The sequence below is a fragment of the Sphingobium sp. HWE2-09 genome, from assembly GCF_035989265.1.
In the GTDB taxonomy this organism is placed as follows: domain Bacteria; phylum Pseudomonadota; class Alphaproteobacteria; order Sphingomonadales; family Sphingomonadaceae; genus Sphingobium.
In genome coordinates this window covers 241,001-263,711 of record NZ_JAYKZX010000003.1, presented here as the reverse complement: position 1 = coordinate 263,711, position 22,711 = coordinate 241,001, and the positions used below count along the sequence as shown (strand labels likewise).

The 22,711-nt window shown below is 62.1% G+C and carries 16 protein-coding genes, 1 tRNA gene and 1 pseudogene; 4 read left to right on the top strand and 14 right to left on the bottom strand.

Going from position 1 to position 22,711, the window contains the following annotated elements; genetic code table 11:
* Positions 1-214: 214 nt before the first annotated feature.
* Genes U5A89_RS06805 through U5A89_RS06795 form a run of 3 tightly spaced genes read right to left on the bottom strand, consistent with a single transcriptional unit; the run spans position 215 to position 4,235 of the window.
* A complete protein-coding gene (locus U5A89_RS06805; protein ID WP_338160438.1) occupies positions 215-1,159 on the bottom strand; it encodes a diguanylate cyclase in 945 nt (314 codons plus the stop codon).
* The gene (locus U5A89_RS06800) at positions 1,156-3,984 is read right to left on the bottom strand and encodes a response regulator (protein WP_338160437.1); all 2,829 of its coding nucleotides are present in this window, start codon (positions 3,982-3,984) and stop codon (positions 1,156-1,158) included. Before U5A89_RS06800 ends, U5A89_RS06805 begins: the two co-directional genes overlap by 4 nt.
* Complete coding sequence (locus U5A89_RS06795; RefSeq protein WP_338160436.1) at positions 3,981-4,235, bottom strand: hypothetical protein; 255 nt, start codon at positions 4,233-4,235, stop codon at positions 3,981-3,983. The genes U5A89_RS06800 and U5A89_RS06795 overlap by 4 nt, the downstream gene beginning before the upstream one ends.
* Positions 4,236-4,579: 344 nt before the next feature.
* On the opposite strand from U5A89_RS06795, the gene U5A89_RS06790 reads away from it, so the two are divergent.
* Entirely contained in the window at positions 4,580-5,242 is a 663-nt protein-coding gene (locus U5A89_RS06790) for a S24 family peptidase (protein ID WP_338160435.1), read from the top strand.
* 5 nt (positions 5,243-5,247) lie between these two features.
* Here U5A89_RS06790 and U5A89_RS06785 read toward each other — a convergent pair whose 3' ends face one another.
* From U5A89_RS06785 to rlxS, 7 genes are all read right to left on the bottom strand, one after another.
* Positions 5,248-5,580 carry a JAB domain-containing protein gene (locus U5A89_RS06785; protein WP_338160434.1) on the bottom strand — a complete coding sequence of 111 codons (333 nt, stop codon included), beginning with the start codon at positions 5,578-5,580 and terminating at the stop codon, positions 5,248-5,250.
* Between the two features lie 118 nt (positions 5,581-5,698).
* Positions 5,699-6,163 (bottom strand): hypothetical protein, encoded by a 465-nt coding sequence (locus tag U5A89_RS06780; protein WP_338160433.1) that lies wholly within the window; start codon positions 6,161-6,163, stop codon positions 5,699-5,701.
* Between the two features lie 32 nt (positions 6,164-6,195).
* On the bottom strand, positions 6,196-6,561 hold the full coding sequence (locus tag U5A89_RS06775; protein ID WP_338160432.1) for a hypothetical protein: 366 nt from the start codon (positions 6,559-6,561) through the stop codon (positions 6,196-6,198).
* Positions 6,562-6,615: 54 nt separating this feature from the next.
* The gene (locus tag U5A89_RS06770; RefSeq protein ID WP_338160431.1) at positions 6,616-7,182 is read right to left on the bottom strand and encodes a helix-turn-helix domain-containing protein; all 567 of its coding nucleotides are present in this window, start codon (positions 7,180-7,182) and stop codon (positions 6,616-6,618) included.
* A gap of 843 nt (positions 7,183-8,025) precedes the next feature.
* Entirely contained in the window at positions 8,026-8,220 is a 195-nt protein-coding gene (locus tag U5A89_RS06765) for a helix-turn-helix domain-containing protein (protein WP_338160430.1), read from the bottom strand.
* Entirely contained in the window at positions 8,217-8,636 is a 420-nt protein-coding gene (locus U5A89_RS06760) for a CopG family transcriptional regulator (protein WP_338160429.1), read from the bottom strand. Before U5A89_RS06760 ends, U5A89_RS06765 begins: the two co-directional genes overlap by 4 nt.
* 95 nt (positions 8,637-8,731) lie before the next feature.
* Entirely contained in the window at positions 8,732-10,681 is a 1,950-nt protein-coding gene (gene rlxS / locus U5A89_RS06755; RefSeq protein ID WP_338160428.1) for a relaxase/mobilization nuclease RlxS, read from the bottom strand.
* A 395-nt stretch (positions 10,682-11,076) separates the two neighbouring features.
* Between rlxS and U5A89_RS06750 the strand changes: the two genes are divergently transcribed.
* Positions 11,077-11,472 carry a polyketide cyclase gene (locus tag U5A89_RS06750; protein ID WP_338160427.1) on the top strand — a complete coding sequence of 132 codons (396 nt, stop codon included), beginning with the start codon at positions 11,077-11,079 and terminating at the stop codon, positions 11,470-11,472.
* A 14-nt stretch (positions 11,473-11,486) separates the two neighbouring features.
* On the opposite strand, the gene U5A89_RS06745 is transcribed toward U5A89_RS06750, so the two are convergent.
* The 4 genes from U5A89_RS06745 to U5A89_RS06730 form a co-directional block, all read right to left on the bottom strand.
* Positions 11,487-12,407, bottom strand: a complete 921-nt coding sequence (locus U5A89_RS06745; RefSeq protein WP_338160426.1) for a HEPN domain-containing protein — start codon at positions 12,405-12,407, stop codon at positions 11,487-11,489.
* Between the two features lie 108 nt (positions 12,408-12,515).
* The gene (locus tag U5A89_RS06740; RefSeq protein WP_338160425.1) at positions 12,516-14,297 is read right to left on the bottom strand and encodes a ParB/RepB/Spo0J family partition protein; all 1,782 of its coding nucleotides are present in this window, start codon (positions 14,295-14,297) and stop codon (positions 12,516-12,518) included.
* 367 nt (positions 14,298-14,664) lie between these two features.
* Complete coding sequence (locus U5A89_RS06735) at positions 14,665-15,930, bottom strand: tyrosine-type recombinase/integrase (protein ID WP_338160424.1); 1,266 nt, start codon at positions 15,928-15,930, stop codon at positions 14,665-14,667.
* Positions 15,931-16,128: 198 nt separating this feature from the next.
* A tRNA-Thr gene (locus U5A89_RS06730) sits at positions 16,129-16,204 on the bottom strand.
* A 193-nt stretch (positions 16,205-16,397) separates the two neighbouring features.
* Here U5A89_RS06730 and U5A89_RS06725 point away from each other — a divergent pair.
* Together U5A89_RS06725 and U5A89_RS06720 are read left to right on the top strand one after the other, a co-directional pair.
* Positions 16,398-17,711, top strand: a complete 1,314-nt coding sequence (locus U5A89_RS06725) for a PAS domain-containing protein (protein WP_338160423.1) — start codon at positions 16,398-16,400, stop codon at positions 17,709-17,711.
* Positions 17,712-17,953: 242 nt separating this feature from the next.
* Positions 17,954-22,707, top strand: a pseudogene (locus U5A89_RS06720) (NAD-glutamate dehydrogenase).
* Positions 22,708-22,711 lie beyond the last annotated feature (4 nt).

Genomic DNA, 22,711 nt, shown 5'->3' with positions numbered 1-22,711 from the left:
CAGGAAGAACGCTTCAAATGAAATCCGGCCCTTCGCGGCCGCTCACGTACCAATGCTAACCATGTAAGCGCGCATTGTCCGCTGTTCCGACATTTGTCATCAATTCTAGATGTCCTCGACTGGCACTTGAACAACGCGTCCTGGCGCTAAAACCAGCCACTCGGCGAGCATAGACCGGACTGGTAACCCTACCGGCCCATTACGTTAAAGCACGTCAGCAGACGTTCGCGCGAATTAAGTGGTCTTCATTGTCATGGTCGAACAACGTCGCCGATATGCGATCGCGACCAAGCTGTTTGCTGCGATAGAGTTGGCTGTCGGCTTCGGAAATCCAGCGGTCAGCTTGGGATTCAGGCAGGCAGCGCGCACTGGCCACGCCGATGCTGACCGTCAGGAACGGGCTGACCTGGGATTGTGCGTGGGGTATATTGAGCGACTGGATTTGGAGCCGGATTTCTTGCGCAACCAGTTGCGCACTTTCAAGGTCGGTACCCGGCAATATACAGGCAAATTCCTCACCACCATACCGGGCGGGTACGTCGGTGGTCCGCTTGACCGCTCGTGTCAACGCGGCGGCTACCATCATAATGCATCGGTCGCCGGCCGGATGCCCATAGGTATCGTTGAACTGCTTGAAGAAATCAATGTCCACCATGATCACCGACAGCCAGTCCTTCGTCCGCGCCAGTCGTGCAGTTTCGGTGTGCAAAGCTCGTTCCAGATGCCGCCGGTTACTCAGGCCGGTGAGTGCGTCGGTCACGGCCATCGTCGCCAACTGGTCGCGCAGCCGTTTTAGTTCGACATGATTGCCAACCCGCGCGCGTAAGATCGCAGGCTGGATCGGCTTCGTCACATAGTCGATCGCCCCAAGAGAAAGGCCGCGCATTTCATCCTCTGTGTCGCCGAGGCCAGTGGTAAACACCACAGGAATGTCGGCCAGCAAGGGGTCTTTTTTCAACCGTCGGCAGACTTCAAAGCCGTCGATCCCCGGCATCAATACGTCCAGCAGCACCAGATCCGGTTGAGCCATACGCGCTACGTCCAACGCCTCCTGGCCACTTGTCGCAAAGCATATCTCATAATCGTCTTCCAGCACGGCGTTCATGATCTCGATATTCGACACCTCATCATCGACTATCAATATGGTGGCCTTGGTCATGATATCGTTCCCGCTTGGGCGGTGTGACGGGCAGCGCCCGCATTGGCGGCGATCAGGTCGAGCGCGGCTTCATAGTCAAGCCGTTCCAGAGCTTGATGCACGGGATGGTTTACGCGTTGATCGTCCGTCATGCCGGTCGCCTGTGCGAAGCGACGAAAACTGGCGCGCGCTCCCAAACTGCGGCGCAGCAGCAAGTCGCGCAATTCGTCATGTGCAGCGAATATCTTTTCTGGATCGGCAGCCACCATTGAACCCTGCGCGGTTGCAGGCAGGCTTACAGACAGGCTTCGCGCCGCTATGATCGCGGGCGCGACTGCCGCGTCGAGATCGACGATGGCGGCACGCGCGCCATCCTTGTCTCCAACGGCCAGCTTTCTTTCGATGTCGGCTGCGATGCTCTGCACGGTTGCGAGTTCAAGCGATCCCGCAACGCCCTTCAGACTGTGGGCCATGCGCCGTGCGTCGGGCAGCAGGCCAGCCGATAAGTGACCCTCCAAATCTTGCGCGACATTGGCGTAGCTTTCTCCAAAGGTGACGATCAGTTTGTGCAGCAGCGCAGCCTTGCCATTCACGCGCAACAGGGCAGCGCTCAGGTCGAAGGGCGGCAGTTGTTCGGGAAGTAACCCGGCTTGCTCCCCGGGCGCCGCGACGGTTTCCACATGCATAGCGCGATCCGCCTTCAGCCAACGGTCCAACGTCTCCACCAGCGTCACAGGATTGACCGGCTTGGCGATATGGTCGTTCATGCCAACCGCCAGACAGCGCTGCTTTTCGTCTTCATATGCATGGGCAGTCATGGCGATGATCGGCAACTGATCGGCAGACCAGGTTTCGCGAATGATTCTGGTTGCGCTAATGCCATCCATTTCCGGCATTTGAAGGTCCATGAGCACGGCGGCGTACGTCGCACCCCTTTCCCGCACTCTGTCACACGCGATCAGACCATTTTCGGCGTAATCCACATGCAAGCCGGCATCGGACAGCAGTGCCGTCGCAATTTCACGGTTTATGTCATTATCCTCGACCAGCAAAACACGCAGACCGCGCAGATGTGCCGCTATCACGGGGACGCTCTTGCTGGCAGTCGCCGCCGTTGAGAGCGGGGCACGTTCCGTCACAAACAACGCGCTAATTGTGTCGAGTAGCGTCTTGGGCACCAACGGTTTGGTAAGGAAGGCGGCGATGGCTCTATTATTGTCCGCCGTCAGAAGCTCTTCAGCGCCATAGGCGGTGATGATGACCGTCTTGGGTCGTCGGCTGGGATAGGTTATGAGGCTCATCGCGTCGACTGTCTGCATCCCGTCCATTCCGGGCATCTTCCAGTCGAGCAGGACAAGATCATAGGGCTGGTTCTTTTCGTCGGCATCCACGATTGCGGCCAACGCCTCGGTGCCCGACGCGACCAGGTCCACCCCCATACCCCATCCGGCGAATACGTCCTGGAAGATTTGGCGCGACGCAGGATTGTCGTCGGCTGCCAGGATGCGCAGTTGCCGGATAGTGTCGGACGGTAGCATCTCTGTGTAAGCGGCATCGTCATCCAGCTTCATCTGCATCTGGCAAGTAAAGGTGCTGCCCTGTCCGGGCGCGCTTTCGACGCGGATGGAACCGCCCATCTGCTCGACGATCTGGCGGCAGATGGCAAGGCCCAGACCCGTGCCGCCGAAGCGGCGCGTGGTCGAACTGTCAGCCTGGGTGAAGGAATGGAACAGCGAGGCCTGTTGATCGGGCGTCATCCCGATGCCGGTGTCGCGCACCGCCACTTCCAGCGTGATCTGGCTGTCCTGCGCGGCGGCCAACCGCGCACTGATCGTCACTGTGCCGTTTTCGGAAAATTTGACGGCATTGCTCAACAGGTTGAGCAGCACCTGATTGAAGCGCAATTCGTCGCCGAGCAGCCGATCGGGTACGTCTGTCGCAATCTGCGACACCAGCTTTACCCGCTTATTGTCGGCGTCGCCTGCGACCAGTTGAAGCTGGTTCGCAATGGCGGTGCGCAATGCGAAGCCATGGACATCAAGTGTCAGTTTGCCCGCCTCGTTCTTCGAAAAATCCAGGATATCGTTGATCAGGCGCAGCAGCGACACCCCAGCTTGATTGATCTTGCCGACATAATCCTGCTGCTTCGGGTCCAGATCCGTGCGCGCGACCAGATGGCAAAATCCCAATATGGCATTCATAGGCGTGCGGATTTCATGGCTCATATTGGCCAGGAACAGGCTTTTCGCCTGACTGGCTTCCTCTGCTTCGCGAGTGCGCTCCTCCAAAGCGACGTTCTTGGTTCGGATTTCGTCGCCCATCAGCTGATTGCGCTGGAAACTGTCGACCAGCTTGTCGCTCAACCAAACCAGCACGGTCGTCTGGAACGCCACGATCCCTGCGTGCAGCAAGACGCGCTCCAGATTGCCCTGGCCCGGAAAAACCGCGTTGGGCAGCACATAGAGCAACAACAGATGATGTAATGCCGTGGCCGCCGCGGCCGTTAGGACAGCGCGCTTGTCGCACCATGCTATGGTGAGCGCGAGCATCGCGAAGAAATACATATGCATGTCCATCTGCCAAGCGTGACCGCTCAGCAGTAACAGCAGTATCGCCGGCTCCCCGATCAGGGCAACGGCGGACAGATAACGGGTGACCGGCGCAGCCCGCTGTCGCCACCAGGTAAGGTGATAGGCGGCGGCCAGGAAGGTTCCTGCAATTGCTGCGCCAACGGCAGACCGGCCCGTCAGCATCGCGACAGCCGTTAGCAACGGCACATGCGCCCACAATAGGAGTACCAGGAAAGCACCGAAATGCAGACGCAGCTTGTCGAGTTCGATGCTCAAAGGCCCTCTTCCTGCAATAAGGGGGAGAAACATCCACCGCGCGATGGCGCGGCGACGGCCAGCCAGGCACCTGTCCGGCGCACGGCACTTGCGAAATCGGCATGGGTCGAACCGGCAATGACGATGTTGGACAATCGGCCTTTCTCAATCAGCCCACCGCCTGCTGCCTGTACGATATTTATCGTATCGGCGAGGTTCGATCCAGGCGATGCGATCACCAGATATTGACCGCTATTCGGCTGCGTCGTCATCCCGGCCAAGGCTAAGCCGATCATTCCTGACAAAGCCAGAATACTCGCAGGCGTATAATCGACCCAAGTCGTTGATCGCGCACGATCAGCACTGGACGCATGTGATCTTGCAGAAACCGACGTTTTCATAGTCGGCATTAGATCTCACAAGGGTTTTACATTGGTTAACGAATACGGAAGGAGCCGGATTATGCGCCACTATGGATGTAGTTTGGCTTACATGCGCGGCTGTCTGCGAGAGTGGGCGTGCTGGTAGTTTCGATGGCCCGTGGGATTTCTAATCGTCGCAGAAACTGTTAGAATCTTGCGGCTGGCTTCGTGCCGCTATCGGGTTTGCGGAGGCAATGGCATTGAGTGATCCGGTCCGTCAGACCCTCAAGCATTTGATACAAGAGCGCGGGCAGACCTATGCCGGCCTTTCCAACTTGCTCCAACGTAACCCTGCCTATTTCCAGCAGTTTATGACCCGTGGAACGCCTCGAAAGTTGGACGAAGAGGATCGCCGGATTCTCGCACGATATTTCGGGGTGCCAGAGGAGGCGCTAGGCAAAGCCTCTGATCCTGTCTCAATGATCCCAAAGATGGAGCAGATAATCGTCACCGTGCCACGCCTAGCTCTCGGCGTCTGCGCCGGAACAGGCGCCCTGACGGAGGCGGAACGGATAGTAGGCATGGTGACTTTCGATGCCCGCTGGCTGCGCCGCTTAGGCATCGATCCTGAACGGGCCTCCGTCGTTAGTGTCGACGGAGATTCCATGTCCCCCACTTTGTTAGATGGTGATGATATCCTGGTCGATCATGCGGATGCCGTCGCTCGGCTGAGGGACGGCGTGTATATACTGGGGCTAGATGGCGTGTTGCTGGTCAAGCGTCTTGTTATGGGGCCGCGGCGCTGGCGATTAAGTGCATTGAGCGACAACCCACAATATCCTGATTGGACAGATATCGACCCGACCTTAGTAACGATCATCGGCCGTGTCGCATGGGTCGGACGTAGGTTTAGCTAGTGGGACTACATCAATCCCTCCGACCGAAAGCTGAAATGCCGATCCCGGGCGAAGATGACATGATCAAAGGCCAGGACCCTTAATGCTTTGCCGATGGAGCTGATGTGAGTGGTGAACTGCACATCAGTTCGGGACGGTGAAGGGTTTCCACTAGGATGATTATGGGCAATGGTCATACGGGTCGCGCCTTGGTTCAGTGCATGGTGAAACATCTCGCGCGTATTGATTTCCACTCGGTCATGCTCGCCTGCGAACCATTGGTGTCCAACCGGTTTGTTACCTGAGTAAAAGAGGAAGTGGCATTCCTCCAACGGCGCAGACCTGAGGCGCGCCGCCACCCAGGGCAATAGGTTGGCAAAAGGTTGTGGGTAAATAGCGCACGAGGTTTGGGTAGCGAGACCGAGAGGTGGGTCAGCTGGGAGGGCACCGGGAGGGACTGCCCAGCCGCTTTCAATATCAGTCGGTCGAAGGGTCCGGTGGTGGATTGTTTGCCCCATGGGAAATGCCTGCCTTCTGGTCCAGCATAATCCCCAATGTCATGGATATGAGCACGGGGATGCTCCAGACGCCGATGATCCCGTGGTAGACGGGATAGGGGATGGGAGGGCCGAACTGAATGGCGAGATGACCGGCCACTGATACGCCATGGAGACCCATGACCCATAGTGGCCAGTAGCGACGGCTACTAAGGCTAAGCCGCCAGAAGCCGAACAGCAGGGCCATATCGACAATCATGAGAGGCCATCGTGCAGCAAACAGGAACGTTACTGCTCGTGTCAGGAGAACCGCCGAGACCATCAGGCCAACAGCAATCCTAGCATCTCGCCCGCCCGCTGCGACCGCATAGATGCAGCTCAGGAGGAGCAGGGCAAAAAAAAGTTGCAAGACAATGGTAGGCATTAGGTCGATGCCGACCACCATAGCGCCATGTCGTCAAGTCCCTCCCACGCGAATTACTGTTCCAGAACCCGCATGGCCGCGGCCTCGACCTGCGGGATCGCCGGAAAAGATGGCTTTTGCGTGTCGTCCATCCAGCAACCAAAGTCGTAGACGTCAAGATTGCTGCCGGTCTTGATGGAAACAAGGGTGCGTTGCGCCTGCACCATATCTGCTCGGCCATCCACGACCTTAGCGATACCGTCGGCCAGCGATTTCAATACGCGTTGCGAACGTGCGGGCGGCAGTTCCGATCCTGTGCAGGCATCGATGAAATCGGTAGCCAGGCGCGCCGCATCGTAGACCGCCCGATCAAGGCTGTCGAAGGTGGAACGGATATCGCTTGCTACGGTCTGACCCGCAGCCTGAGTGAATTTAGGCATGACTTCTCCTTCGCGCCAAACGGCACGTTTCAGCAATTGGGAGTTGGCCGAAGATCAGGTAAGCAGGCTGATAATACCCTGCACGACCGCAACAATAGCCATGAGCGTCATCGCGCCGATAAGGCCGATTTGCGTACCGCTCAAAAACTTGCCAGCGGGTGTTAGATCATTCGGTGTTCCTCCCAGGGGCGGTAGGTGAATGAGCCGCCGGGGCGGTGGGACCACGCCGCCGGCTCGCCGACTGTCATCGGCAAAAACCGGCGAAACGGCAACGCCCTCCGATTGCGATAGTAATCGTTGCGAGAGGTCCGCCCCTGTACATTTGCTGCTGTCAGAGGGCGTGAGCAAGGGCTTTTGAGCCTCTTCGAGCGCCAAGAACCGACGCGCCGCGACTCGGCGATCTGAGGTATCAAACAACGGCAGCGCGGCCGAAATGTACGTGTCTACAGTACGATGCGATCGCCCGACCTTCTGGGCTATTTCCTTCGACTGAAGTCCTTGGGCGACTAGGCGCAAGCATTCCTTATGGAGGTCTGACAGGCGGACAATGGAGGATAAGGATCTGTCATCTGGCGATGAGGAAGTTGCTGAAGGATCAGGACCATCTGTCCACAAAGCCATATTGATTCCCTCCACTGAACCCATTCCCCAATGGACCAGATGGTGAACAATATATTCAGCTTAGTCCCGTTTGTGCAACGCTTCTTCGCGGTCTAGGAGTGCTCCCAAGCGAGCGACCTTGTCGGTAAGCTGCCTCACATCCTCGCAAATCTCCTGAATAAGCATATCGCAGGGATGTCGTTCAGCTGACTCGATTAACGCCTCAAGCAACGTCGACGCCGGGAGAATCAAGGAAGAGGGGATGACAGTCATGGTGAGCCAGGGTTAATACGTGACAGATCAACCAAGACCGAATCCCTTTCGCTCCATTATGAAGCGAGTACGAAACGCTACCAGCCGCCACTAAGCTAAGCCCTTTTCGACCGCTCAATTAAGGTCTGCGGAACGCATCTTATCTTCGAAATCAAAATGATGGTCTCAGCGGGACGGATGATCCGTGTCATAATCCAGTGCCATTTGCACCGCCCGCGCATAGACTTCGGGTGCAAAATTGTTTGTCATGTCGGTGACATCGGTTTCACCTACTGAGAAGTTCAAACCTTCGGAAAATCCGGTTCATCTTATATAGAGGCGGAAACTAACGGAAGCATCGCTGACTTTGGAATGTCGGCTATCCGATCAGGAACGCTCCGAAGCGGACCGAGCACAATGTCCCAGCTATTGCCGTAAATCCGAACTGAGCCGACCACCATCGCAGTCAAAAAGAAGCCCCGCCGCGCGATGCGCTGACGGGGCCGAAGTTCAGGGAGGTGTCACTCAAGGGGGAAGAGTGACAGGACATAGATAGGGCGTCCTTTCTCACATTCAATGCAATGGCAGCACGCGATCCTGCCGCAAGGCTGTTCACCGTCGCTGCCGACGGCCTTCGGTCAGTGCTTTGAGACTATCACCCGGGATCAGGGTCATGGTCCCGATCTTGACGATATCGATCTCGCCCTCGGCAATCAGCTCATAGAGCTTGGACCGGCCGATGCCGGTGATACGGCAGGCTTCCTTGATGCGGACCGTGATGCGCTCGGGTTCAGGATCGAGGGTCATGGCTTTGGCTCCTTGCTGTTGGCGGGCGGCAGGCGCTCGGGTTCGACGGTCTTGCCAAGCCGCCGTTCGACCAGTTCCATGAACCGCTGGTAGCGCACGCGGCCAAGCTGGGCGGTCTCAGGATCGAACGCTGGCTGATGGGCGACCAGGGTCAGCTGATGCTGGACGAACAGGCCCAGGATTTCGGTGAGCGCATCGACCTTGCGCTCGAGCCGCTCGGCGGCCCGGCTCTGCCGATCAAGCCGGGGTCCGAAGCGTTGGTCGAGTTCGCTGCCTGCCTTGCGATCGAGCCAGGCGGTAAGCGCATCGGTGAGGATGGCCGTCTTCGACGCGCCGGGCGCAGCGGTCAGCGCCTCGAGCTTCTCCGACAAGGCGTCGGGCAGGTAGAATTGATGGCGGGTCTTGAACGTCTTCATGCACGGCGATCCTTTCGCTTGCCAGGATCGCGCCTGCGGTCGCCAATGGACAGATGCTCGCTGGTGTCGCCAGGGGCCATCCAGGGCCGCCTCGTTCAGCTGATGCCCAGCCCGCGCGTCCGGGTGCCGATGGTCCAGCTGATGCCCTCGCCGCGCATGATGCCCGAGACGGATTTGCCGACCGCGCGCTCGAGCACGGGCCGCCAGGGCACGAGGCTGAACTCTTGGGCCTGTTCGATCAGTGCATAGCGTCGATCGCCCACCTGCACGGCGCGGCGATAGACGCCTTCGATCGGCGCGTCGCCATGGGGCTGGCGATGGGCAAGACCGGTGTCCTGCTCGATGCCCGCGATGACGCGATCGAGCTCGCGGCGCTGGAGCAGCTGCAGCATGTTCCGGCGATAGCGCGTGACGCCCTCTTCACCCTCGGCCAGCTGTTGTTCAATCAGCCATTGCCGCCGCTGCTGCATCGCCCCGCGCACCTCTGCCCCAAAGCCGCGCTGCAGGGGCTCTGGCGTGGCGGCGGTGAGCTGGCGATCGAGCCAGGTCTCGCCATCATGGGCAGGCAACTGTTCGAGCGGCCTGTTCGACAGGGTCTCGATGATCACCGGTGCCTTAAGCCCCTGTCGCTGCTCATGGGCGAGCGCGTCGGCGAGATGATCGGGGCCGACCTGCCATGTTCCGTCCGCCAGCCGCTCGGGCCTGCCGATCGAACGGCGCATGGCTTCGAGGCGGCGGACATGGGCCTGGGCGCCGCTTTCGCTCATTGCGGGATCATGGCGCAGGTGGATATCGACACTGTACTGGCCGTCATGCTGACTGGCGATGGCGGCGAGGGTGCGATCCACTTCGCGGATGTCGGCGGGACGAGGCGCGAGGCGCAGGATCGCGCCCTTGGCATGGACGGACTGATCCTCGCCGATATCGGCATAATGGCTGCGGCCATCGATGCCGTCGATGATCATGTAGCGCCGGTCGCGATGCTCGTCCGACAGGCCGGTCGCCACCATCCTGCCGATGATGGGTTGGGCTGACGGATTTTGGGTATCGAACAGCGCATGGTCCTGCGGCGGCCGGGTGATGCCCGCCTCGCGCAGTTGGTGGTTCAGGGTGCGGATGATATCGCCGCGCTCGCCCATCCGGCGCAGGGTCGGCTCAAGGTCGGGATCAAGCGTCCATTGGCCGGTCTTGCCTTCGCTGGCGAGGCCAAGTCGTTCGAGGGTGCGCAGGCGACCGATACGCAGGGCATGTTCGCGCGGATCGCTGGCGGCGACCATCAACTGGCGATCGCCATTGGCCTCGCGCAGCAGGCGGCGGTCAATGCCGGTCAACCGCTCCTGGCCGATTTCCCATTCCTGCGCCGCCATGATCTCCCGATCCGTGCGCGGGCCAAGGTCGAGGTTCACCAGTTCCTCTGCGCGGCTGCGCAGGCCCTGGGTCAGATAGTCGCGGGCAATGACCAGGTCCTTGGCTTTCTCGTCCACGCCGCGCAGCATGACATGGCTATGGGGATGGCCGGTGTTGAAGTGATCGACCGCGACCCAATCGAGCCTTGTGCCCAGATCCTTTTCCGCCTGGCTCATCAGGCGGCGGACCAGGGGTTTCAAATCGTCATACTCCGCGCCATCCTCGGGCGCGACGATGAAGCGGAACTGGTGGCGATCCCCTTGCCCGCGCGCGAGGAAGGTTTTGCCATCGGCCCTGTCGACATCCGCGCCATAGAGCGCCCCGCGCTCGCCCTTGCGGGTGGTGCCGTCGCGCTGCAGGTAGCGCAGGTGCGCGGCGGCGGCCATGCCCTTGCCGCCGAGCTTCACGATCCGCGCTTTCACGACGACGCGCCGTGCGCGCAGGCCAGACAGGCGCTGTGATGCCCCCAGCACGCGGCCGATGCCCGCGCCGCGTCCGATCGCGGCGCCGGTGAAGCGGCGGCCCCCGGCGCTCGCCATGCCCCCCGCACGGCGGGCACGGGCAAGGGTCTGACCGACGCTGCGATCCTTTGCACCAATGCGACCGAGCCAGAGCTCAAAGTCGTCGTCGCCGGGCATCCCTTCCTCCTCTTTGTCCGCAAAGGACAAGAGGATGGGTAAGCCCAATAGCCCCGTTCAAGGGCCTCCACTCCGGGGCCCGCGATACCGGCCTTTCCGATACCCCAGGAGGCAAGGCCTTTTCCATGCCTCCATCGCAAAGCCTGTGCAGACGCCAATCCTGGCCTCCTTTAGAGGCAGGGCTTTAATCTTGCCGTCCCTTCTATTCCCCTGATCGCGCCTTTCCGGACGCCAATGGACATTCCCCACCGCTGCCACCGACGATCAGCCCAAGCGCAATTGGTCGGCGGATCGTCCGCATGATCCTTGCGGACACACCGCAGGAGTTGTAGCGCGCATGGGAAAGCCTGGGACGCTGCAAAAGCGTCGGATGCGAGAGCCTGAGGGAAACGAAAATGCTGCCATCACGCACCTTGAGCGTGTCGATCAACCATTGCTGGCAGGCGCTCTATGAATGGATCTGGCGACCGGAATATTTCACCAAATGGGCGTCGGGCCTCGCCGAATCCGACTTGCGGCAGGAGGGCGATGGCTGGCTTGCCGATGGCGCGGACGGGCCGATCCGCATCCGTTTCACGCCGCATAATGACCATGGAGTCATGGATCATTGGGTCGATACCGGCAGCGGTTCCACCATCGCCATTCCGATGCGGATCATCGCCAATGGCGATGGGTCAGAGGTCTTGCTGACGCTGTTTCGACAGCCCGACATGGATGACGAACGCTTCTCGGCGGACGTCAAATGGGTGATGCGGGATTTGAAGCGCTTGAAGGCGCTGATCGAGGGCTAGGCCGAAGTTAAAGGCTAGGCAGCTCGGGCGAGGTCCTCGATCCGCGCGCTGCACAGCTCGCGGATAAGGTCCTGCAACAGCGCAACCCGTTCGCTCAGCCACGCCAGCTGCTCAGGCGTGATGACATATTGGCGCGAATAACGCGCCTTCACATAGGCCGCACGCAGCAGCTCATAGCAGCGTCGCTCGAACTTGGTTTCAGCGGGCCAGACTGCGGCAAGGCGGGGCTCAAGTTGCTCGGTCTGGGAACGCAAACGGTTCAGATTGTGGGTCTTGGGCGAGTATAAAGTGCGGACCAGAAACAGGCAGTGGTAGAAGCGTTCCGTCGCCTGATGGAGAAGAAAGGCCGCGAGTTTTGGGTCGTCGTCTCGCACTGCATAGCCCGCATTTCGCGCAAAACCCTGCGCGCTTTTGAACCACTCTTCGAAATAATCCTGCGTTTCCTGAAGGGCCTGAGCCGGGTCCAATGGCTGCGGTTCGGCCAGCGGATGATCCGGCTCCTCGAACAGGATTATACCATCGCGAACGATGTCCATGAAGAAGTAACGGCCGAGCTTCAGCTGGGCGTTCACATCGTCGATGCTGTGGTAGATCGGGCTGACCTGCGTGCGCAGGCGTGACCCATCGGCAAGCGCGTCGAGCAGCTTCGCCTCGGTCTTCATCCAGAACTCCGCGCCGTCGGTGAACTCCTCGCCGCTCACCACGACGAGGATGTCGAAGTCGGAGAAATAGCGGCCCACCGGGTCCTCGACCCAGTCGCCACGCGCATAGCTGCCGAACAGGATGATCTTGAGAATGCGCCCCTGCCGGTATTTCTCGTGGCACTTCTTGCCAGTCGCGGTGGCAAAGCCATCGCGCAGCGTCTCGACCACGAAATCCAGTTCGCGGCGCTTGGCCAGCGGCAGGTTTACATCCTTGTCCGTGATCGATTTCATGGGGCCAAGCCTTGCGGCAAATTACGCCCATGCCAAGCAAAAAATCGGCAGGGGCGTGTCAGGAAAGGAGGATGGCTGGCGGCATGATTGCCGCCAGCCATGGGTGGATTATGCAGCCTGCCGTTCCGGTTCGGCCTCTGCTGCCAGCGCTGTGTCCACCTGCTGCTGATCCTCGCGGGCAGATAGGTCCAGCGCCCTCTCGACGCTGCCGACCCCGCCGCGCGTCGTATAGGCGCTGGGCGGAAACTGCATCCAGCGCGGCACCCAGCCCTCGACTTGTCCGCGCCCGTTGCCGCCGGTGAGGCAGTCATGGACGATACCGCGCTGCACCTTGACCGTCGCCTTGGCATTGGCCTCGGCAATGTCGGAGCCCGCCACATCGGTAAGGATATGGTTCATCACCTCGCGGTCGCGCATGAGGTCGAGCAACGTGTTATCGCTTTGCCAGACCGTCGCCATATTAACGTCCAGTTCCCGGCCCAACGTCTCGATCATCGTCGATCCCGCCTCCAGCGTCTCGGCCATCACCACGGCAAGGATGCCCATGACGGTGGCGTCATCCATCTCCAGCAGTCGCGCGAACAGGGCATTGATGTCGCGATCATAGCCATGGCCGGTGACGGTCGGAGTGTCGGGATCGAGGCCAAGCAAGTCGAGCGCGATGCGCCGTTCGCCGTCGAACGCGGTTTCCGATACGCAGGTCTCGACGCTCTCGCTGATCGCATCGGTTGCGCCACGCTGGGATGCCACATCCACCCGCCACAGGCTGCTGCCGCTGATCGCATGGGCGACCATCACGCGCAGGGCGATGGCAGGCGCAGTCGCCAGCTTGGCCCGCACGGCGGCATGCCGATGCAGGTCGACATAGCTGGCCAAGGGAGCGGAGAGTTCGGGACGGATCGGCTTTTCCAGCCCATCGCCGCGTTCCAGACGCCGCGCTTCCTTCTGCGTGATATAGCCTTCATGCACCGCGACGTCGCCGCCATGGCCGACCGCGATATAGATGCGACCGCCTTTCTTCTTCGGGCAATGGACATGCTCCCAATGATGGAAGGTTTCGCCTCGGGGCAGGATCATGACATCGTTCCATCCCGCCTCGCGATAGTCCTCCGCCAGCGCGGCGATTGCGTCCTGCTGCGCCTGCCAGAACTGCCCGGCATCGGCAAAATAGCTGTCCTCCCCGAACAGGTCGGCGACGATCTCGCCAGTATAGAGGCACAGGTCGAACAGCGCCTTGCTGGTGGCGATGGCGTGACCGCCCATCAGCCAGCTTTTGAGCGCGTGGCCGGTCGGGGCATAGGCGCTGCCATCGTCCAGCAGGGCCAGCCATTCGCGTTGTCTTGGCCGGGACGCAAGCGTCAAGTGCCGGACCGTGACGCCGTCGATAGTCCCGTTGCGATAGAGGGTGCGGATACGTGGTAGCAGATTGCCCAGCGCCAGTGTCCGCTTCACTTGCAGCGAGGTCAGGCCAAAGGTCAGGGCTATGTCTTCGGGTGAACGGCCTTCCCTGACCAGCCGGGTGAAACTCTCCCAGCGGGTCACTTCGTCGGGATCGAGCCGGGCGATATTCTCGATCAGCGAGGCTTCGAGCGCGGCGGCATCGTCGCCCGCTTCCATGACCGCGCAGGGCAGCGGATCGATGCCGCCACTCTCCTGCGCCACGGCAAGGGCGGCATGATAGCGCCGCTTGCCTGCCACGATCTCATAGGTAGTGGGCGATCCTCCCTCGACCGGCTCGGGACAGGCTCCTGCCCGCACGATCAGCGGCACGAGTATGCCCCGCGCCCGCACCGATGGCAGGATGTTGGTGAGGTCGGGTTGCTTCTTCACGCCGCGCATGTTGGCGGGCGAGACCGAGAGGCAGGCGATGTCGATATGCTTGAGTTCCATGGGCTTTACTCCTCTTGCACACACCGGCCCCGGAGAAGCGGGGTGGGCGGCAAGAGCGCACCGGAAGGCCCGGCAGAGCGGCGGGCTGCATCCGCAGGACCGGAACGGAAGTGGAGGAGCCGGCGGCACGCCGGCTTGCCGCCCGCCGCGACGGGCCTAGAGGGTAGCGACGCCCACACTGCTTGGCCGGGACCGGCCCACGCCATCGCCGACAGGCGATGTCCGCAAATGATCCGGCACGGATTTGCGTCAGCGATCGAAACCCGACAGGGCCGAGACGGTGCAGCCGGCTCGGTGGAGCGAAGCAAAGTAGAGCGCGGTCCGAACGGGGACGCCCGGATAGATGCGACAGCCCGTCAAGCCAAGGTCAGGAGGAAGACGCAGACGTCCGTTGCCCGAAATCAGGTCTTAAAACCTTTCGCTCGCCCTTGAGGCTATCGAGATAATCGCTCCACCACTGCGCCATTTCGACACGCTCATTCCAGAAGGCACCGCGTGCATAAGCCGCCCGAACCGAATCTGTGTCCTTGTGCGCAAGCGCGCGTTCGATGGCGTCTGGGTGCCATTTGCCGCTCTCGTTCAGCAGGGTGGAGGCCATGGATCGAAACCCATGCGCGGTCATCTCGTCGCCGGAATAGCCAAGCCGCCGCAAGGCGGCATTGATCGTATTCTCGGACATGGGATTGGATGTGCTCCGGATCGAGGGGAATACATATCTGCCCCGCCCTGTCAGCCCCCTAACCTCCTCGAAGACAGCCAGCGCTTGTGACGATAGCGGAACCTGATGTTCGACACGTCCCTTCATCTTAGAGGGCGGGATGCGCCACACGGCCTTCACGGCGTCCACCTCGACCCATTCGGCCTTCCTTAGCTCGCCGGGCCGTACGAACAGCAACGCCGAGAGTTGGAGTGCCCAGCGGGTGATCGGTTGTCCTTCATAGCCGTCGATCGCCCTGAGCAATTCGCCCGCCTGATCGGGGTCGAGAATGGCGGCATGGTGCTTGACCTTCGGCGTCGTCAGCGCGCCGCGCAGATCGCGCGTCGGGTCGGCAGGCGCCAGCTGCGAGGCCACGGCATAGCGAAAAACCTGCCCGATGAAGTTGAGCGCGCGCTTGGCACTTTCATGCCGGCCCTTCTTTTCGATAGGCCGCAGGGCAAGCAGAATTTCCAGAGGCTGTATTTCGGCAATGGGGCGCTTACCCAGGACCGGGAAGACAAGCTTGATGAACCAGCGGCGCTTGACCAGTGTCGCCTCGGCAAGCCCTTCGCGCTCCTGCTTCTCCAACAGCATCTCAGCTACCCTGGAAAAGCTATTCTCGGCGCTGATCCGAGCGGCAGCCTTCGCTTTCTGCTTCTCAAAAGTCGGGTCAAGGCCGGCCGCATGCGTTTCGCGGGCCTCATCCCGAAGCTGCCGCGCGCGCTTCAGCGAGATGTCCGGATAAGCGCCCAGAGACAGCAGCTTTTCTATCTTCTTGAACTTGCCCTTGGCATCCAGGCCGTCGATCCGGAACTTCACCCGCCACAGTCGACTGCCGCCGGGGCTGACCAGCAGGAACAACCCGCGTTCGTCCGCCACCTTGAACGGCTTGGGCCCAGGCTTCAAAGCTCTGATTTTCGCATCCGAAAGCGCCATCGCGATGTCATCCCATCTGCTACAAATCGCTTCAGGGGGTATCGAGATTCGCGCCTTGGGGTCATACCCCCACAAAATACCCCCAGCGGGGCACGGATGGGGGTGGACGGCAGCGAACGCACCCGACCTGAAAGATGGAATTTTTAGCAGATTTCCGCCGTTTTTTCAACCCTGAACGGATGCTGGCGGAGGGGGTACTGGTGCCGCTTACAGGACTCGAACCTGTGACCCCCGCATTACGAATGCGATGCTCTACCAACTGAGCTAAAGCGGCGTTGGGGCGGGCAGATATCAGCGGATGGGGCGCAGGACAAGCGGGCATTCGCTTCGTCATGCCTTTTTTCGCCCCCCGGCGCGCATGCAGCCGCCTGCCCGATCACGCCCGCGCCTGTTTACGCGAAATTTACCATCCCATGCCACTGTCGAGTCCCGGAATAGATTTTTTTGACCTGAAGTAGGACGATCGGATGGACACTCTGCGGGGGCATGACGCCGCCAATGACGAGGACGACTTCGACTATGTCGGCGACGCGTTGATCGAAACCCCGCCTGCGGTCATTTCCGAAGAGCGGCGGATGCAGGTGCGCGCCTATAATTATTGGGCGTCGCTGCTGGGCGACCGCGCGCTGCCGTCGATCGAGGATCTGAACCCGGAGCAGTTGGAGGATTTCGGCCCGCACGCGGTCCTGCTCGATTTCAGCGTTGGCCTCGACAATCCGGCCGTCGTCTATCTGGGCGCCGAATTGCGCCGCGAATGCGATATCGAAGGGACGATCGATTATATCGACGATGTGCCCGCCCGATCGCTGCTGTCGCGGCTGACCGATCATTATCTGCAGATCATCGCCAACGCAGCGCCGATCGGCTTCGAGGCGGAATTCGTGAACCAGCGCGGCGCGGAGATCATGTATCGCGGCATATTGATGCCCTTTTCCTCCGATGACGAGACGATCGATTTCGTGTTCGGCGTGATCAACTGGAAGGAACTGGCGAGCCGCAGCCTGTCCGACGCGCTGGAACTGGAAGTGGATGAAGCGATGCGCAGTGCGCCGTCCGCCCACGCCGCCACCCCGATCTGGGCGGACGGACCCGCCGCCGACCAGCAGAGCAACAGCCTGGCCTTCGATATCGAAGACGAGGACGACGACGAGGCGCTCGACCTGACCGGCATGGAATGTCCGACCGAAGAGGCACCGCTGGCCGACTGGCTCGCGATCGCGCGCGACGGCGCCGCACGCGTGCGCATCAGCGAAGCGCGCAGCCATGCCGCCCTCTATCGCGCCGTCAGCCTGTCCTATGATTTCGCGCAGGTCGCCCAGGTACGCCCCGACGACTATGCCGAACTGCTGCATGATTATGGCATCAAGGCGCAGGCGCGCAGCCCGATGACCGCCGTTATCAAGCTGGTCTTCGGCGCGACATACGACAAGACGCGGATTACCGAATATGCCACCGCGCTGGACCATGCCCACAATGCTGGCCTGACCGTCGGGTCGCTGGCCGCCTATCTGTCGGCCTATGCCGGTGGCCTCAAGGCGCTGGTGCGCGACGAACGCGCGCTGCGCCGCTCGCATGCCCCGGCGCGGCCGGATAAGCGCCAGGTCGCGCGCGCCGCAGTGAAAGCCGCTACCGCGCTGGACCCGGTTGCGGTCGCCACCGATGCCGACGGGCTGGCCGTCGTCGTCGCCCGTCGCGAACCTGATGGGACGTTGGCGATCGTTGCCGCCCTGCCGGGGGATAGCGACCTTAACCAGCGGGTGATCGCCGCCGCTTCGCGCTGACGCGCGCGGGCGGCATCCCCCGCCGCATCCTGCCCCAAGCACGCGGTAAAATGCTGGCGGCGCTGCCCTGTCCATGCTCGACATGCGGCGCGGACTGAACGATAGTCGGGCCGGATGACGACCGGGCCTGTCGCTCGGACGACATCATATTGTTACAAAAATTAGAAATTTTATTTCTCGTTCAGGGTTGAGCCGTCCATCGGCCGGGCGCATATAAGCGGCCCTGAAAGCCGAGGAGTCGCATGGCGGCGATCCAGCGTCTCCTCCTTCATGATCCAAGCGGGCAAACCGCGGTGAGAGGTGAGCGAATGACGGCGGTGGTGGAAACGAAGAGCAAGGACGTCGACAAGAGCATCCGCGAGGCGCTGGAAAACGCGCTCAGCCGGGGGGCGTTGCCTGGCGAGAGCGAGGGATTTGACGAAGCGGCGCTGACCGCCGCCGCCCTGTTCCTGGGCCGCACCGCCAATGGCCGCAAGCCCGGCCAGGCGGCGATTGCCGTGGAAACCATGGGCGAAGGCGCCAACGGCCGCTTCATGCGCGTCGCGATCGTCAACGACGACATGCCGTTCCTGGTCGATTCCATCGCCAATGCGCTGGCGGCGGCAGACATCACCATCCACCGCCTGTTCCATCCCGTCCTGTCGGTATCCCGTAATGGCGGCGGCGCACTGGCGGCGATTTTGGATGATGACACGCCGGGCGCGCGCCGCGAATCCATGATCTATATCGAAACCGACCGGGCCGATGCCAAGGCGCGTCGCGCGCTCGAAAAGGCGTTGCACGAAACGCTGGCCGATGTCCGCGCCGCGGTGGCGGACTGGTCGAAGATGCAATCGGCGATGGCGGCCGACGCCGACGCCGTGCCGGACGAGGAAGGCGCGGCCCTGCTGCGCTGGTTCCTGGCGCGCCATTTCACCCAGACCGGGCATGAGATTTTGCAGCGCGACGGCAGCAGCAGCGCGCCGCTGGGCATCTGCACCCGCCACGACAAGCCGCTGATCGCGCCTGCATCGCTGGAAGCCGCCTTCACCTGGTTCGAAGAGGGTAAGCGCACCCCGCTGATCATCAAGTCCAGCCGGATATCGCGCGTCCATCGCCTGGTGCTGCTCGACCTGGTCATCATCCCCATTCGGGAAGGCAAGGCGGTCAAGGCGCTGTCGATCCATGCGGGCATGTGGACCAGCACGGGCCTTGGCGCGACCCCGGACAAGGTGCCGCTGCTGCGATCCGCGCTGTCCAGCCTGATGGACAAATTCGGTTTCGATCCGCTCGGCCATGCGGGCAAGACGCTGGCCCATGCGCTGACGGCCCTGCCCCACGACATCACGATCGGCTTCGACCGCGAGACGCTGGAGCGGCTGGCGCTGACCTTCATGTCGCTGACCGACCGGCCGCGCCCCAAGCTGGCGCTCGCTACCAGCGCATTGGCCCGTCACCTCTATGCCTTCGTCTGGTTGCCGCGAGACGAACTGTCGACCGCACGCCGCATCAGCATTCAGGACATGGTGTCGATGGCCTGTAACGGCCCGGTCCTCAGCTGGTCGATCGCGCTGGAGGAAGGCGGCCTGGCGCTGCTGCGCATCACGCTCGACCTGCGCGAAGGGGGCGTGGTGCCCGACGACGTGGCGCTTGATCGCCTGCTCAAGCAGATGGTGCGCGGCTGGATGCCCGCGGTGGAAGAGGCGCTGGCCGTTACCGAAGAACCCGGCCGCGCCGCCGGGCTGGCGCAACGCTATGCCGGTGGGTTCCCCATGGCCTATCGCAACGGCGCGGGACCGGAGGAAGCGGCGATCGACATCCGCCTGCTGCACGGCCTGTCGGGGCCGAACGACAAATCGATCCGCATCTATTGCAATCCGGAGGATAGCGCCGAACGGCTGCGCCTCAAACTCTACAGCAACCATACCGTCGCCCTGTCCGAAGTCGTCCCGGTTTTCGAGAATTTCGGCTTCCGCGTGATCGAGGAGATGACGACGGCGATCGACGGCGGCACGCTGGGCCATGTCCAGCGCTTCGTGCTGGAGCTGCCCGTCGGCGGCGATGCGCAGGCGGTGATCGAGCGCGCCGATATCGTCACCGAAGCAATCGCCCAGGTGATCGAAGGGCGCGCCGAAAATGACCGGTTCAACGAACTGATCGTGACCGCCGGGCTGGCGCCACGGTCGGTCGTGCTGTTCCGTGCGCTGTATCGCTATCTGCGTCAGGCTGGCGTTGCGTACGGTATGGCGACCTTTGCCGAAACGCTGCGCCGCGCGCATAGCGTCACCGCCAACCTCATCATCCTGTTCGACGCCCTGCACGATCCGGCGGCGCAGGATGGCGCGACAGCACGCATCGCGCAGGCGCAAGCGGACATCGACGCAGGCTTGGAGCAGGTCACCGCCATTGATGAAGATCGCGTGCTGCGCCTGCTGCGCGCCGTCATCACCGCCACGTTGCGCACCAATTTCTTCAGCCCGACATCGGTCGAAGCGCTCGCCTTCAAGTTGGACAGCGCCCAGGTGCCCGGCCTGCCTGCGCCGCTGCCCTGGCGCGAAATCTGGGTCTATTGCCCGCGCGTGGAAGGTATCCACCTGCGCGCCGGACCGGTCGCGCGTGGCGGCCTGCGCTGGTCGGATCGCCGCGACGATTTCCGCACCGAAATATTGGGCCTGATGAAGGCGCAGCGCGTCAAGAACGCCGTCATCGTGCCGACCGGCGCCAAGGGCGGCTTCTATCCCAAGCAACTGCCCAATCCGCAGGTCGATCGCGACGCCTGGCTGGCCGAAGGGACCGAAAGCTATCGCATCTTCATCCGCGCCTTGCTGTCGATCACTGACAATATCTTGCAGAACCAGGTGCAGCACCCGGCCGACGTGGTCATTCACGACGGCGACGATCCCTATTTCGTGGTCGCCGCCGACAAGGGCACCGCGACCTTCTCCGACGTCGCCAACGCCATCGCACTGGAGCGCGATTTCTGGCTGGGCGACGCCTTCGCCAGCGGCGGCTCCAACGGGTACGACCATAAGGCGATGGGCATTACCGCGCGCGGCGCATGGATTTCGGTCCAGCGCCACTTTGCCGAAATGGGCATCGACGTACAGAGCGAGCCGGTCAGCGTCGTGGGCTGCGGCGACATGTCGGGCGACGTATTCGGCAACGGCATGCTGCTGTCCAAAGCGATTAAGCTGGTCGCCGCCTTCGACCACCGCCATATCTTTTTCGATCCCATGCCCGATCCCGCCAAAAGCTGGGAAGAGCGCTCGCGGCTTTTCGCCCTGCCCCGCTCCAGTTGGGAGGATTATGACAAGGCGCTGATCTCCAAGGGCGGCGGCGTCTTTTCGCGCAGCCTCAAGCGCATTCCGCTGACGCCCGAAATGCAGGCGGTGCTGGACGTCACGGACAAGGATATGGAGCCGGCGGCGCTCATCTCCGCGATCCTGAAGGCGCCTGCCGACCTGCTCTGGTTCGGCGGCATCGGCACCTATGTGAAGGCCGCCGCGCAAAGCCATGGCGATGTCGGCGACCCGGCCAACGACCGGCTGCGCGTCAATGCCGAACAATTGCGGGTCAAGGTGATCGGCGAAGGCGCCAATCTAGGCACGACCCAGGCGGGCCGCATCGCCTTCTCGCTCAACGGCGGGCGCATCAATACCGACTTCATCGACAATAGTGCGGGCGTCGACTGCTCGGACAATGAGGTGAATATCAAGATTGCGCTGAACAAGGAAATGATCGAAGGACGCCTGCCCTTCGACAAGCGCAACGCCCTGCTGGAAAGCATGACCGACGCGGTGGGCGATCTCGTGCTGGAAGATAATCGGCTTCAGGCGCTGGGCCTGTCGATCGCGCAGGCGGGCGGCGCGGCCGACCTTGCCTCCTATGTCCGGCTGATCGAAACGTTCGAGGAAACCGGCAGGCTCGACCGGCAGGTGGAGGGACTGGCCGCCAACGACCAGTTGCTGCGCCGCGGCCAGGACGGCCAGGGATTGACCCGGCCGGAACTGGCGGTGCTGCTTTCCACGGCGAAGCTGGCGTTGCAGGATGCGATCGAACATGGCGACCTGGCCACCGACGCCAGCATGACCGGCGAACTGATGGCCGCCTTCCCCCTGCGATGCAGAAGAAGGAAGCGGACGCGATCGCCGCGCACGCCCTGCGCAAGGAAATCATCGCCACCAAGGTCGCGAACCGCATCGTCAATCGCCTGGGCCTCATCCACCCGTTCGAGCTGGCGGAGGAAGAGGGCTGCTCGCTCGCCGACCTTGCCAGCGCCTTCCTGATCGCGGAACGGCTCTACGATATAGGCACGCTCTGGGCGGATATCGACGCGGCAGAAATGTCGGAGGGCGCCCGCCTCGCGCTGTTCAGCGATATTGCCGGGGGGATGCGCGCCCAGATTGCCGACATTTTGCGCAGCGTGCCCGCAGGCACGCTCCCGGCCGACGGCTATGCCCGCTTGGTCCAGGGCGTCGGCACGCTCGCCGACCAGGTGGATGACCTGCTGACCAGCGAGGCGCAACGGCGCACCGCTGCGGTCACCGACCGGCTGCTGGGGCTGGGCGCGCCCGAAGCGCTGGCGGTGCGGACGGCGGGCCTGTTCAAGCTGGACGGCGCAGTCGGCATCGCGGCCCTGGCCGCGCGCATGAAGGTGGACGAAATCGCGCTTACCCGGGCCTTCACCCATCTGGGCGAAGCCGTCGGCATCGATTGGGTCCAGTCCGCCGCTTCGCGCATGGAGCCGACCGATCCGTGGGAACGGCTACTTATTTCCGGCGTCGCCCGCGACATGCAGCAGGTCCGGCTCGACTTTCTGGCGCAATGCGCTGGCAGAGATGAGGACAAGGGCATCGACAAGGACGTCGCCACCCATGTCGAGGACTGGCTGCAAACCAAGGGCGCCCGCGTCCGCCAGTTCCGCGCCCTGGTCCAGCGCGCCAAGGCGGCCGCGACGCCGAACGTCGCGATGCTGGCGGAGATTGCCGGGCAGGCGCGCGGATTGCTGGGGCGGTAATAGA

What these genes read in the sequence shown, in the direction of transcription:
- U5A89_RS06805 (WP_338160438.1), bottom strand. Translation starts at nt 1,159, where the DNA reads ATGACCAAGGCCACCATATTGATAGTCGATGATGAGGTGTCGAATATC.
- U5A89_RS06795 (WP_338160436.1), bottom strand. Translation starts at nt 4,235, where the DNA reads ATGACGACGCAGCCGAATAGCGGTCAATATCTGGTGATCGCATCGCCT.
- U5A89_RS06790 (WP_338160435.1), top strand. Translation starts at nt 4,580, where the DNA reads ATGGCATTGAGTGATCCGGTCCGTCAGACCCTCAAGCATTTGATACAA.
- U5A89_RS06780 (WP_338160433.1), bottom strand. Translation starts at nt 6,163, where the DNA reads ATGGTGGTCGGCATCGACCTAATGCCTACCATTGTCTTGCAACTTTTT.
- U5A89_RS06775 (WP_338160432.1), bottom strand. Translation starts at nt 6,561, where the DNA reads ATGCCTAAATTCACTCAGGCTGCGGGTCAGACCGTAGCAAGCGATATC.
- U5A89_RS06770 (WP_338160431.1), bottom strand. Translation starts at nt 7,182, where the DNA reads ATGGCTTTGTGGACAGATGGTCCTGATCCTTCAGCAACTTCCTCATCG.
- U5A89_RS06765 (WP_338160430.1), bottom strand. Translation starts at nt 8,220, where the DNA reads ATGACCCTCGATCCTGAACCCGAGCGCATCACGGTCCGCATCAAGGAA.
- U5A89_RS06760 (WP_338160429.1), bottom strand. Translation starts at nt 8,636, where the DNA reads ATGAAGACGTTCAAGACCCGCCATCAATTCTACCTGCCCGACGCCTTG.
- rlxS (WP_338160428.1), bottom strand. Translation starts at nt 10,681, where the DNA reads ATGCCCGGCGACGACGACTTTGAGCTCTGGCTCGGTCGCATTGGTGCA.
- U5A89_RS06750 (WP_338160427.1), top strand. Translation starts at nt 11,077, where the DNA reads ATGCTGCCATCACGCACCTTGAGCGTGTCGATCAACCATTGCTGGCAG.
- U5A89_RS06745 (WP_338160426.1), bottom strand. Translation starts at nt 12,407, where the DNA reads ATGAAATCGATCACGGACAAGGATGTAAACCTGCCGCTGGCCAAGCGC.
- U5A89_RS06740 (WP_338160425.1), bottom strand. Translation starts at nt 14,297, where the DNA reads ATGGAACTCAAGCATATCGACATCGCCTGCCTCTCGGTCTCGCCCGCC.
- U5A89_RS06735 (WP_338160424.1), bottom strand. Translation starts at nt 15,930, where the DNA reads ATGGCGCTTTCGGATGCGAAAATCAGAGCTTTGAAGCCTGGGCCCAAG.
- U5A89_RS06725 (WP_338160423.1), top strand. Translation starts at nt 16,398, where the DNA reads ATGGACACTCTGCGGGGGCATGACGCCGCCAATGACGAGGACGACTTC.